General features: G+C 42.3%; 7 protein-coding genes, 1 tRNA gene and 2 pseudogenes. 6 read left to right on the plus strand and 4 right to left on the minus strand.

Features of this window, described 5'->3' with window-relative positions:
- Nucleotides 1-103: 103 nt before the first annotated feature.
- A complete protein-coding gene (locus tag ACOBWA_RS06975; RefSeq protein ID WP_420230631.1) occupies nt 104-1,009 on the minus strand; it encodes a LysR family transcriptional regulator in 906 nt (301 codons plus the stop codon).
- 358 nt (nt 1,010-1,367) lie between these two features.
- Between ACOBWA_RS06975 and ACOBWA_RS06980 the strand changes: the two genes are divergently transcribed.
- The 5 genes and pseudogenes from ACOBWA_RS06980 to ACOBWA_RS07000 all read left to right on the plus strand — a co-directional run bounded on the left by ACOBWA_RS06980 (nt 1,368) and on the right by ACOBWA_RS07000 (nt 6,756).
- Nucleotides 1,368-2,030 (plus strand): L-lactate permease, encoded by a 663-nt coding sequence (locus ACOBWA_RS06980; RefSeq protein ID WP_420230632.1) that lies wholly within the window; start codon nt 1,368-1,370, stop codon nt 2,028-2,030.
- Nucleotides 1,978-2,979 carry an L-lactate permease gene (locus ACOBWA_RS06985; RefSeq protein ID WP_420230633.1) on the plus strand — a complete coding sequence of 334 codons (1,002 nt, stop codon included), beginning with the start codon at nt 1,978-1,980 and terminating at the stop codon, nt 2,977-2,979. The genes ACOBWA_RS06980 and ACOBWA_RS06985 overlap by 53 nt, the downstream gene beginning before the upstream one ends.
- Entirely contained in the window at nt 2,976-3,242 is a 267-nt protein-coding gene (locus ACOBWA_RS06990; RefSeq protein ID WP_420230634.1) for a hypothetical protein, read from the plus strand. Before ACOBWA_RS06985 ends, ACOBWA_RS06990 begins: the two co-directional genes overlap by 4 nt.
- A pseudogene (gene dld, locus ACOBWA_RS06995) lies at nt 3,164-4,776 on the plus strand (D-lactate dehydrogenase). Before ACOBWA_RS06990 ends, dld begins: the two are co-directional and overlap by 79 nt.
- 297 nt (nt 4,777-5,073) lie before the next feature.
- Nucleotides 5,074-6,756, plus strand: coding sequence for an NAD-dependent malic enzyme (locus ACOBWA_RS07000; RefSeq protein WP_160022925.1), 1,683 nt, complete (start codon nt 5,074-5,076; stop codon nt 6,754-6,756).
- Nucleotides 6,757-7,060: 304 nt separating this feature from the next.
- On the opposite strand, the gene ACOBWA_RS07005 is transcribed toward ACOBWA_RS07000, so the two are convergent.
- From ACOBWA_RS07005 to ACOBWA_RS07015, 3 genes are all read right to left on the minus strand, one after another.
- Nucleotides 7,061-7,136, minus strand: a tRNA-Arg gene (locus ACOBWA_RS07005).
- A gap of 393 nt (nt 7,137-7,529) precedes the next feature.
- Nucleotides 7,530-7,898 (minus strand): hypothetical protein, encoded by a 369-nt coding sequence (locus ACOBWA_RS07010; RefSeq protein ID WP_420230635.1) that lies wholly within the window; start codon nt 7,896-7,898, stop codon nt 7,530-7,532.
- A 182-nt stretch (nt 7,899-8,080) separates the two neighbouring features.
- Nucleotides 8,081-8,608: a hypothetical protein gene (locus ACOBWA_RS07015; protein WP_420230636.1), complete on the minus strand. Its 528-nt coding sequence runs from the start codon at nt 8,606-8,608 to the stop codon at nt 8,081-8,083.
- 493 nt (nt 8,609-9,101) lie between these two features.
- Between ACOBWA_RS07015 and ACOBWA_RS07020 the strand changes: the two are divergent.
- Nucleotides 9,102-13,584: pseudogene (locus tag ACOBWA_RS07020) on the plus strand (exodeoxyribonuclease V subunit gamma).
- Nucleotides 13,585-13,606 lie beyond the last annotated feature (22 nt).

The raw sequence follows: 13,606 nt of genomic DNA on the forward strand, positions 1-13,606 counted from the left end.
AGACATTCTTTGCTCTGATTAAAGCGAAGTCGACATATATGATTATTATCGACAAACACTCTCATTCATCTTTGCTTATTCACATCAAAAATAAGCTTATTACTCAGCAGTAGTAAGCCTGTTTTTGATGTAATGATTCTCGCAGATGCGCTACAAGCAGTTTCAATTTTTGGTCCGGTTGCCGTGCTTTGGGGTAAACCGCATACATACCCATTTTCTTTCTTGTAAAGCGTTGCAAAATCTGGGTGAGCGTATTTTGCTGCATTTCTTCATAAACAAGTGCTTGTGGTAAAAAGGCGATACCTAGGTCGCTGAGCGTCGCTTGTTTAATCGCATTAAGATGATTGCTATGAAACCGACCCTGTACAGGAAGCAATTGCTCTGTACTATCTATATATAGCGGCCATATACCATTTGCCGTATGATCAAACTTATAGACCAAACACTCATGACTCCGTAATTGTTCAGGGGTTTGAGGTGTACCGTGTCGCTCTAAATAGTCTGGTGTTGCACATATGACCCACTGGCTATCTATAAGGCGTCTTGCAATGAGTGATGAGTCTTCAAGCTCTGCTGTCCTTATCGCCAGATCAAACCCTTCTTCTATCAAATCAACCAATCGATTGGTAATCTGTAAATCTACTGATATTTCTGGGTGTTGTTTACAGAATTCGGCAATGGATTCGCTCAATATTAGATTCGCAGAGACCGCTGGCATGGTTATACGTATGTTGCCTTTCATGTCCTCACCATAGCCTGTTACGGCATTTTCAGCTTCCTGAAAGGCAAATTTAGCGATTTTAGCTTTGTTATAAAGTGTCCTTCCTGCATCGGTTAAGCTTAACTTTCTGGTTGTCCTATACAGTAGCTGTGCATTTAAGCTCTCTTCTAATCTTACAATACGTTTGCTTACCACTGAATTCGTTAATGACAGCTTTTCAGCGACCCGAGAAAATGACCCTTCATCAACCACTTGGACGAATAAAACCATATCGTCAGCTTTGCCCATACTTGTTCCCCAATTGGTGTAATACGTTTTGGATTATAGCAAAAAAGAAAATAACATTATCCTTTGATGCAATATATCAATGTATCGACAAGGCGTAGAATATTTTAGGGAATTTTGAGCATTTGTTTATTTAACCATTCTATTAATCATGTCACTGACAGAGATTGTCTTCGGCTTCGTCTGACCGACAGCGTGAAGTTATAAAAACAAATGCTTAAATGAAGTGGTTCAAGGAAAGATTACACGATAAAAAAAGGATTATGATGTTGAATCAAACAATATATGGACTGTTGGCATTACTGCCAATCGTTCTCTGTGGTATTTTTTGATAGGCTTGCAATGGTCAGCCAAAAGAACCATGCCAATCGTTCTGGCGGTTACTGCCGCGCTTGCCCTCTTTGTATGGGATATGACGCTTAATCGCGTGTCTTCATCTATTATTCAGGGAATGGTCATTACCGTCTCAGTATTGTGGATCGTATTTGGTGCTATTTTTTTATTGAATACGTTAAAGCATACGGGTGCCATTGCCGTTATCCGTGCTGGGTTTACCAATGTATCGCCAGATAGGCGGGTGCAAGCCATTATTATTGCTTGGTGCTTTGGCTGCTTTCTTGAGGGAGCGGCTGGCTTTGGTACAGCGGCCGCTATTGCCGCGCCTTTACTCGTCGCGATAGGATTTCCAGCGCTAGGTGCCGTGTTAATGGGAATGATGATACAAAGTACGCCTGTATCGTTTGGGGCAGTCGGTACGCCTATCGTTATTGGAGTAAACAAGGGATTAGATACAGTAGCCATTAGCACCCAATTGGCACAACAAGGACTAGAGTGGGGCGATTTTTTACAACTGATTACCAGCCAAGTAGCCGTTATGCATGGTGTCATTGGTACATTTATGCCACTTTTTATGGTGATGATGCTCACGCGCTTTTTGGTAAAAATAAAAGCTGGAGAGAAGGCTTCGCTATTTGGCCATTTGCTATTTTTGCGGGTTTGGCATTTACAGTCCCTTATACCCTAACAGGTATTTTTTAGGGCCAGAGTTTCCATCATTGGTCGGCGGTTTGGTCAGTATCACTATCGTTGTTAATGCGGCAAAACGTGGATTTTTAGTACCAAAAACCACATGGGATTTTGAACCGAAAAAAAGCTGGCCAAGTGAATGGCTTGGTAAGCTAATAGTTAGCAAAGAAGACATCACTCCTGCGTTGAGTGATAAAAAGATGTCCACGGTCATAGCGTGGTTTCCTTATCTATTAGTTGCCCTTTTATTGGTGTGTTCTAGAGTATTAACAGGCTTTCAGTCTTTGCTGAACAGCGCGACAGTAGACCTAACCTCGATTTTAAGTGAGGCAGATATCAGTGCCAGCTTTAGTCCTTTATACTTACCAGGCGGCTTGTTATTAATTAGCGCCTTGGTTGCTGCCGCTTTTCAAACGAACAAACCTGCCAGTGCACTAAACAATGCCTTTAAAGAATCAGGCAAAACTGTACTAGGGGCCGGATTTGTCCTTATTTTCACGATTCCAATGGTTAGGATTTTTATTAATTCAGGCGTAAACTTATCAGATGTGGCGAGTATGCCTGTCGCCAGTGCAGAGTTGTTTGCGGGTACTTTTGGCAGTGTTTTCCCCTTAATTAGTGCAACCATTGGTGCGTTAGGTGCCTTTATCGCGGGCTCCAATACCGTATCCAACATGATGTTCAGTCAATTCCAATATGAAGCCGCCATGAGCTTACATATTTCACCTTCTCTAATCATCGCGGCTCAAGCCGTTGGTGCGGCTGCTGGTAATATGATTGCAGTACATAATGTGGTGGCTGCATCAGCAACGGTGGGCCTACTCGGTATGGAGGGCGCCACACTTAGGCGTACTATTTTACCTACCATCTATTATGTGTTGTTCTGCGGGATTATCGTCATGGCTGCCATTTACCTCTTTGGTTTTCAAGGGCCTTTAGCATCATGAGTGACACACAATCACTAAATAAAGAGCGTCATATGCCGTCATTAAATAGAGCTTCACCAAACCTTTTCTCATCAAATATAGCGCATCAAGACACACTCCGTCCTGAGCAAGTGTTAGATAAGCTAACCCATTTACTGGGAGCCAGCAATGTACAGGCCGATCCAGAAAAAACGAACACTATAGAATGGGGTGGCGTTCTGGCGGCGGAGCTGCATTGGCCGTTTTGTTTCCGCAAACACTGCTCGAGATTTGGCGTAGCTTAGAGATATGTGTGGCAGGCGACTGCATTATTATCATGCAAGCAGCAAAAACAGGGCTGACGGAAGGCTCAACCCCGAGCGGTAATGACTACGATAGACCAGTGGTTGTGATTAACACCCTTGCAATGAATCAGTTGTATTTGGTGAATGATAACGAGCAAGTGATTAGCTTACCTGGCGCCACGTTGCATCAGTTGCAAAGTCAGCTTAAAGCCGTAAATAGAGCACCTCACTCGGTCATCGGTTCATCGACGTTAGGTGCGTCAATTATTGGCGGTGTCTCTAATAATTCAGGTGGGGCACTGGTGAAAAGAGGTCCTGCTTATACCGAGCTGGCATTGTTTGCCCAAATAGACAAGCACGGTCAGCTAGTGCTGGTTAATCACCTAGATGTAGAGTTAGGCGACACTCCAGAAGAAATACTCACTAATCTGCAAACAGGTAATTTTGATAAAAGAGCATTACCTGATACTGGTAAGATGGCATCTGATAAAGAATATATCGCCAGAGTAAAAGATGTTGATGCAAGTACGCCAAGTCGTTTTAATGCGGATAAGCGAAGACTGTATGAAGCCAGTGGCTGCGCTGGTAAACTTGCCGTGTTTGCAGTGCGTCTTGATACCTATCCAACGGCTGCAAAAGAGAAAACATTTTATATAGGCACCAACAGTGTGAGTGAGCTTGCACAGCTCAGAAGACAAATATTATCAAGCTTCGATAATATCCCTGAAGTGGGTGAGTACATGCATCGTGATATATTTGATGTATCTGCTAAATACGGAAAAGACACGTTCCTGAGTATTAAGCATCTCGGTACCAATGCCTTACCTAGATTGTTTTCTATCAAAGGCGCTATGGACGCAAAATTCCATAAATGGTCATGGATGCCAAAGCATTTCACTGACAAAGTCATGCAGTTCATCGCCAATATATTTCCAAAGCATTTACCGAAACGAATGCTAGAGTATCGCGACCAATATGAGCATCATCTCATCTTAAAAATGAGTGATGACGGCATAGCAGAAGCACAGGATTTTCTGAAGGTGTTTTTCGACGCTTCAAATACGGGTAACTATTTTGAATGTAGTCAAGAAGAATCAGAAAGCGCCTTTTTACATCGCTTTGCCGCTGCAGGTGCCGCACTAAGGTATGAAGTCATACATGAAAAAGACGTCGGCGATATATTGGCATTGGATATTGCTATACCACGTAACGAATTAGAATGGCTCGAAACGCTACCTAAAGACATTGAACAGCATTTGGAAAAGAAACTCTATTACGGGCACTTCTTTTGTTATGTATTTCATCAGGATTATATTTTGAAGAAGGGCAGCGATGCACACCTTGTCAAAAAAGGATGTTAGAGCTGTTGAGCGCACGCGGAGCCAAATATCCCGCTGAGCACAATGTAGGTCATCTGTACGAAGCGGAACCTGATTTGCAGAACTTTTATAAAAGTCTAGACCCAACCAATACCTTTAATCCGGGTATTGGTAAAATGTTGAAAACCAAACGCAATTGCTCGTGTTGTTTATAACTGAACTTTAAAACTGGTATTAGGCTGATTATTTATCAGTAGCTAAGTAGCTAAATAGTTCAGTGTTTGTCTATTATAAATTGTTCAATACACCCTCAGAAGCACTGCCGATTGGTAGTGCTTTTTTATTATTTCTCGGTAAATGTATCAGCAGCCTCGAGTTCAGAAGTACATTTATTCAAAATGATTTTGTTATCTATTGTTAAATACCAGTCGATGCTATGTATAATGCAGCACTAGCATAGCTTTCACTCAGTATGGCTTTCACTCATATGCCTTTAATAAGAAGATTACATTATGTCAAACAAGCGTCCTTTATATATTCCTGTTGCTGGACCCGCTCTTTTAGAGACACCTTTATTGAATAAAGGTAGTGCTTTTTCATCAGAAGAACGTAGTAGCTTTAATTTAACGGGGCTATTACCTCATAATATTGAAACGATTGAGGAGCAATCATTACGTGCTTATCATCAACTAAGCTCATTCACTGATGCGATGGATAAGCATATTTACTTGCGTAACATCCAAGATACCAATGAAACCTTATTTCATCATTTAATTGAGCAGCATATCGAAGAAGTCATGCCGCTCATTTATACCCCAACCGTTGGTCAGGCGTGTGAAAAATTCTCGCAAATCTATCGTCGTAAACGTGGTTTGTTTATCTCATATCCTGAGCGTCACAAAATCGACGATATGCTACAAAATGCCACCAAACAAAATGTCAAAGTGATCGTTGTTACTGACGGTGAACGTATCTTGGGTCTAGGAGATCAGGGTATTGGCGGTATGGGCATTCCAATCGGTAAGTTGTCTTTATATACGGCTTGTGGTGGTATTAGCCCAGCTTATTGTCTACCTATCTTGCTTGATGTCGGCACCAATAACCAACAGCTGCTTGACGATCCTATGTATATGGGCTGGAGAAATCCGCGCATCTCTGGCGATGAATATAATGAATTTGTGGACTTATTTATTCAAGCCGTTAAGCGTCGTTGGCCAGAGGTATTATTGCAATTTGAAGATTTTGCTCAGGAAAACGCGACCCCGTTATTGAATAAATATCGTGATCAGTTATGCTGCTTTAATGATGATATTCAAGGGACTGCTGCGGTATCGGTTGGTACTCTGATTGCAGCGTGTCTAAATAAAGGTCAAAAACTTAGCCAACAGAATATCGCATTTTTAGGCGCAGGATCTGCAGGTTGCGGTATTGCTGAGCATATTATTCGCCAAATGCAGCGTGAAGGATTGACTGAAGAGCAAGCTCGTAGTCAAGTGTTCATGGTTGACCGTTATGGCCTGCTAACAGATGGCATGACAGAACTGCAAAAATTCCAAGAACCGTTAGTACAAAAAGAATCAGCTATTGCAAGCTGGGACAAAAGTAAGAAACTCGGCTTAGCGCAAGTGGTTAAACAAGCAAAAATTACCGTATTATTTGGTGTTAGCGGACAAAAAGGTCTGTTCACCCAAGAAGTGATCGAATCGCTATGTGCTAATACTGAGCACCCAATTGTACTACCGCTTTCAAACCCAACGTCTCGCGTGGAAGCAACGCCGCAAGAAGTGACTAATTGGAGTAAAGGCAAGGCAATTATCGCAACGGGTAGTCCTTTTCCTCATACCACTTATAACGGTCAGTCGTTTGAGGTTTCTCAGTGTAATAACAGCTATATTTTCCCTGGCATTGGTCTAGGTGTTTTAGCAGCACGTGCGACAGGTATCAGCGATAATATGCTAACGGCAGCAAGCCAAGCCCTTGCAGATATATCCATGGAATACGAAAAAGCACCTGGTGCCATCTTACCGCCGATCAAAGTTATCAGAGAGATCAGTGAAAAAATAGCGTATGCAGTGGCATTACAAGCAGCTCAAGATAAGCTAGCACTACCTATCACATCGGAGAATTTACAACGCCGATTAAAAGCGAACTTTTGGTTACCTGAATATCGTAACTATCGCCGTACTTCTTTCTAGGTTAGATAGTTAGCTATTATCAATATTGCAAACACCATAAAAAACCACCTTAACTTGAACAGTTAGGGTGATTTTTTTATCTATGTAGTGATATAAAACTATAGGGTCTGTATGGTCGCTTGTTTTGGTGGTGAGTTAGTCAACGCCTTGATAATTTCAGATATTTTAAAGTTATTCTAAGAAGTGTTAGTCGATACCTTTATCATTAAGGTATGGAAGGTTAGGGTGTATTATAGACACGCAATAAAAAACCCTTGCAGCGTATGGCTTACAAGGGTTTAATCGGTACTACTCATATCTTAACTGGTGCGCCCACCAAGACTCGAACTCGGATCGATCGCTTAGGAGGCAACTGCTCTATCCTGTTGAGCTATAGGCGCATTATGGAGTGACATTGTAGAAAAAAGCAGTCATAAAAGCAATCAACAAAAGACAAATAGAGACAATTTATCTTTACTCACCATTGCTAAGCGCGTCAGTGACATCTACAGCATGATCACCTGATGCATTTTTTGCCTGTGAGGTTGGTTTAAATAAGTCATTTACACTGTTCTTATAACCACTAATGTTCTCATAATCATATTTTTTTAGTATATCTTGACCTGTGCTCGATAGTAAAAAATTACGGAAGTTAATAGCAGTTGTATCGTCTGTCAGGATGACACCTTCAAGCGCCTGTTCATCTTTTAGCGCATAGTTAAAGGGGTTTAGAGTGTGTATCTTTTTATCTTTATCATGCGTACTATTATCACTATTTTTATCAGATGCATTACTTATATCACTGGCCTCAGTACTTTTTGTCTTTGATCATTTCTATCTTGTGCCTGTTGTAACTCTGACTGTAGGAGCGATACCCGTTCTGTGGATAGGCTATCGTCATTGGTAATAATCATATCTGTATCAAAGACAAAGTCAGAGAGTTTGTCTTTGGTAGAACCACTACTTGGTACTGTAAGAAGGTCGTTAGAGAAGACATAGCTCGCTAACACTTGTACGTGCGGATAACGAGATTCAAAGCTCACAATGATATCGTCCAAAGGTATCTGTAACTTTTCCTCTGCTCGAATGTATAAAACACTGTCAGCAATCTCTCTTGATTCATCCCCTTTCGTAATAGGGTCTGCTTCACTTTCACTTGCCATGATTGGCAATGGGTCTGTGTTTTTTGATTACTGGTCCACAACCAAATGAAGACCGCGATAAAGATTGTGAGCAGTAGCAAGATTAGCCCAGCCAGCAGTAGTTTGTAGTCTTTCATATATTACTGCTCTTTTATTATTAGTTGATTCATAGCAACGTTTATATACAGGGTGGTATCTAGTTTTCAAAGCTTTTGTTCTAGTACTTCATCGGTTAATTCAGCCAACATGTCTGCAAAGATATCCGTGTCTGCAGAAGGGGTAGATACTTGTTCTTCATTAACCTCACCACTTTCATCAGTATGGCCATTGGTTTGGCAATCTGTTAGAGGATCAGATTGGTCGTTTAATACCTTGGCAGCAGGTGTAGTAGTTTGATGCGCTGCTAACGGCGATTCACCGGTTAATAGTCTGTCTTTTAACCATCTAAACCCATGTGCCTCCCACCATGCTTCAAAACGTGGCAACGTGCTACTACGTACCGCTACAGGTAGATCTAGCGTTCTCAATTTCTGCGCAAGGATAGGGTCGCTGATAGCTTGATGGATACTCAAATAAAGTGAGCTACTATCATCGGTATAGGGTCGTCTGTTTTTCCATGATCTCTCATCGATTTTCATACGTGGCAGTTGCCACAACTCACCGCGATAATACACGACGTATACGCGTTGTTTTGGATGGACAAAAATAGCATCAATGGGACGCAATGGCATAATATTAAGTAATCCCGTCAATAGAAAGTGTTATTTAGATACAGGTTGTAAAGGCCAATTTAAAAACCGCAATGAGATTATTTCATTGTAAATATGAATGATAGTATAAAACGACACTAAATGTCGCAAGCTTATTATAATATCGGCATTTACACTAGTAAACGATAACCATCAATGGCACACTGATAGCAAATTTGGCAAGTCAACGTTATCAATGGATATGTAGAATTTGCTACTATGATTGTTTTTGTTTCTGGCCCTCATGCTAGCAGAAATGCATCATAGTAACGACCATCAAACATGGATTGATGAGTATCGATTTTTGTTTTGTCTAGACGTTTTATGGCGTTTTTGACATTGGATACAGACATCTCATCTTATCTTTATTATGCGTAGTACTATTATCACTATTTTTATCAGCTGCATCATTTATAAGTGAAGCCTTTTTTATTAATCCTAATATCTAACCCTTATTTCAATCAGATTATTGTCTATGTTCACTATTATTCAGTCGCACCGTACCGAAAACCTCGTTGATCAATTGCTTGTACAGTACCAGTCCAAGGATCAGCCTGTTTTTGAACCCTTCATTGTCATTGTACCGTCAATGGTATTGGGTGATTGGTTGGATAAAACTATTGCTAGCCGTGCTGGTATTAGTACCTTGGTGCGTACTAAATTTTGGGGCCAGTATCAATGGACGCTGATGCAAGATGTATTGACCCGCCATAATGCATACTTACTGGCGCAAAACCCTGAAGCGACAACTCTAAACGTGCCGGAAGTGGCGGTGTTGTCACCGACAGTAATGCAGTGGCGATTGTTTGGGTATTTGACTTATTATCAAGAGACAATCGTTGCAGATGAAAAGCATCCAGTTCATCCGTTGCTAGCGTCTTTGATTGATGACCCACAGGCAATTGCTCAACAAGACAGCTTACAACAGGATAAGGCGCAACAAGATGCCCGTATTTGGCAGCTGGCAAGCGATTTGGCTAGGTGTTTAATCGCTATTTGACTCATCGTGAGGATTGGTTGGCATTATGGTCGCAAAATAAGCTGTTGAACGTAAGTGAGTTGATAGCAGATAAAGACGCCTTATCCCTGCGCTTTGATAAGTATGCGCGCGGCACGCCTGAGTGGTTGGTCGACCATTATGTAGAGTTAGAAATCGCCCAACGATTCTTGTGGTCGCATTTGTTTGCTGATGTTCATCTACACCGTGTGGCACTGGAGCGTGCGTTCTGGTCAGCCTTAAAAATAACAAGGCGAATGAGCGTGACCAGTTACCCAAAGTATTGCGTATATTTACCATCCAGCAACTGCCACAGACCGAGCTCGACTTTCTACAGCGCTTGTCGCAATACATGAATATCACGCTATTGCATTACAATCCATCAAAGCTGTTTTGGGCGGATATCGTCGATAAATCATGGTTACAGCGTCAGCAGATTATCAATCCTGAAAGCGTGTTTTTGCGTGATTACGGTCACAGTTTGTTGTCACGTCTGGGCAAGCAATCGCGCGATGCTTTTGCCATGCTTGCCAACTTGTCGGGTAATGAGCAGTACGACGATGCACTGGTTGAATGGCAAGATAATTTCGACGATACACTGAGCATTGGTTCTAATCATGAGGTTGCTGCTGAGCATATTGATGATGTTCGTGCTCAGAATAGTCCAAGTTTGTTAAAGCGTTTGCAAAATGATGTGTTGATGCTTGATGAGCAATCGACCCAGCAAGCAACGGCTGCTACAGTCTCACAAGCAGTAAGCAAGCAAATAGAGTCAAGCTTTGATGGAGATAAGCCAGCAACGGCTTGGTATGAAGATGAAGCGTTAGAGAATAAGCGTTTTGAGAAAGACCGTTTTTGGGCAATCTCTTCCCAAGATAATAGCCTAAGCATTCATTCGTGTCATAGTTTGCAGCGTCAGCTTGAAGTGCTGCGTATTATGATTGGTCGTTGGCTAAATGAACCTATCAAACTTGGTGAAAAGAAACGCCATATCTCCGACATCGTTGTGCTGCTACCCGATGTTGAACGTCATCATGCACTGATTGGTTCTATTTTCGTCAATGGTAAAGGTCAAGACGGTTTGACTTTGCCTGCTAAAGTGACTGGTGTTGTTGATGCCGATATTCGCCAGTTATGGGAAGCCATTATCGGTTTTTACAAACTATTGGGTAGTCATAGCGCTCGTTTTGAAGCAGCTGAAGTCTTAGACTGGCTCATGTTACCGCCTTTATTTGAAAGCTTTGGACTGACTCATGAGCAAATGAGCCGTGGCTGTGATTTATTGGTAGAGGCGGGCTTTATTCGCGGTTTTGACGAGCTGCATCTTAAACAAACGTTGGACAGTAATGATTACGACTATCGCTTTAGCTTTGCACAGGCATTAGACAGATTGACCTTAGGTCTGGTCATGCCAGAGGCTGAGTTGAGCGACTGCTTATATGATCTAAATGATGATGAATGGCCAAGTACAGCTTTACCAGAAATGACCTTGCCATTGCCACAAGTGAGCCTAAATGATGCGCTGATCGTTGAAGCACTTTGTCGTATTTACACGGGCTTGGTTGCACGACGTGATGACCATACACAAAAAATGAAAGCGGAAGATTGGCTCGATCAGATTGAGACACAAGTTATCCATCGCTACTTTGGTGATGTAGACCAAACGCGTACCATGCGCGCCATCTACAACGCGATGAATGGCTTTAAATCAAGTCTGCGAGCCAATCGTCACTATAGGCAGTACGCTAGTGGTGATGTCGACAACAGAGAAGTGGAGCAGAGGCTGGCAGGTGTGGAGCAATTGCCGCTCAAGCTGAGCTTTATGCTAGACAGTATCGAAAACGAGCTTGAAAGTCAGCAGGTCAGTGCGGAGCCGACGGGGGTGATTACCTTTGGTCGATTCGGTGCACTCAGAAACGTGCCGTTTGAGCTGGTGGTTATGCTCAATATGGATCTCTCTGAGTTTCCTGGGCGTGACCGTGATAACCGCTATGATTTGATGAAAGCGACCAATGCACGCCGCGGTGACAGAGTTAGTGAAGATGATGACAACGGGGCATTTTTAGATGCGCTACTGTGCGCGCGCAGTGCATGTTGGATGTTCTACAACGGCCAAAGCTTGACGGACACCCATGAGCATTTGCCAGCCAACCCAGTGAGTGAGCTATTGCAATTCCTACAAGGCGAGGTGCAATGGCAGGTGAACTCGCTTGAGACATTACCTGAGAATATTGATCCCACCACGGAAAGCCTTAAGCGTTACTTACCTAAATTGATTAAGCAGTGGCTAGTGACTGAGCATCCTGCACTGCCTTTTCATGAGAGTCTGTTTGAGACAGAAATCGAAGGCATTGATGTTTCTGAGCAAGCGTCTCCTGATATTGATGACAATGCTAATGCCAACGTTAATAGCAATGTTCAGGATACCAGCCATGTCGATATGATTGACGAGCTGGATACTTTATTAAATACAGCCATGCGCAAAACCAAGCTAGCTCAGAAAAAACAGTTTCCGCCTGCGCCGCTTTGGCAAGCGGTGTTTGATACATTGAAAGGGCGAGTATCTAGTGAGCCTATGCAACTGGTCGGCTTACCTACAAAAGTACAGTATGAGTCAATCGCTCAGGTGTTGGGTCAAGGCTTAGGCCAGCTAGGGCAAGTAGACAATCAAACCTTGTCTGCATTGGTTGAACTGTTGGCGCTAGATACGGTTGTCGATACTAGCAATGGCAATGGCAATAACATGACAGAGGTGCTATCTGATAGCATATTTAACATCGGAGAGATAGATATTGAAGGGGCATTGGCTTACCAAGTGCGTCATCCTGCCAAAGCATTCTTACGGTCTCAAAAGGTGCATGTGGTACAAGGTGAAGAAGCATTGTCGCAACAAGAGCCCTTATTTTTAGACAGTTTAACTACCTATCAAATCAAAGATCATTTGATTAAACAATTTGTTACTGATGAGACTAAGAAGAGTGATAGTGATGCAGCGGCTGAAACCACCACTCCAATTCTGATGTATCAAAAAATTATGCCCGCAGGTGTTGCTCGCCAAACCACGCTACCCAATCAACAAAAGAAGCTACAACAGCAATGCTTGGAATTCAAAGAGCAGTTAATGGCTAATGGCTTTGACGAAAGCAGTATTCTCAACAAGAGTACGGCAGATATCAGCAGTGTATTACAGCTACTGACCCCAACCGCCGAACATCCTGTTCAGATAGAGCTAAAAAATATACTGAATAACACTGATAATGATTCAAAAGACCAGACAGATATAGAGGGTATAGAGACACTGCTTAAGCTGTTGCCAAAAATCATTAAGATCAAAGGTTCAGTACCAATATTAGCACCTATATCAGTTATTCAGGCAGGCGTGCCCTATGCTCAGCAATCACCCAAGCAGTGGTTAAATATATTACCCAATTCTGCCAGTCCTAGGCATTTACTCAAGTTTTGGTTGTCACATTTATATTGGCAAGTGGCTAGACGTACCACTGCCGAGCAAGTAGCATTAAATGATGGCGTAAGTATTTGGCGTTTTAATAAGCCTAGCTCACAAGTCAAAAAGTATGACAAAGTGATCGCATTTAAATTAAGCCCGATCGTGTATGAAGATGCAGTCATTGAGCTGATAAAATGGGCTGTTTTTGGCAAATTAACGGGTCAAGTGCCCATTACGTTATTACCAGAATATGCACTTAACTACCTTGATAAATATCTAACCGCTGAGGAAGGTGACGGTAATAGCTACTGGCCAAAACGGGCCGACTTCTCAGACTGGTTAAGACCTAACTACAACTCAGACACGGTATACGATACTTGCTCGCAGCATGCTATTTGGCAGTACGTACTACGAGACCAAGATGCATTCAAAGCGCTATCGGCAGCGTTGACTACATTAGCCCAACCATTATACGCGCCGATGTTTAATGCGTTAACTAACTTAGATAGTTAGCCAGTTATTTAGAACAGCCTCT

Origin of the sequence: Psychrobacter sp. ER1, from assembly GCF_048631835.1 — a bacterium.
GTDB lineage: Bacteria > Pseudomonadota > Gammaproteobacteria > Pseudomonadales > Moraxellaceae > Psychrobacter.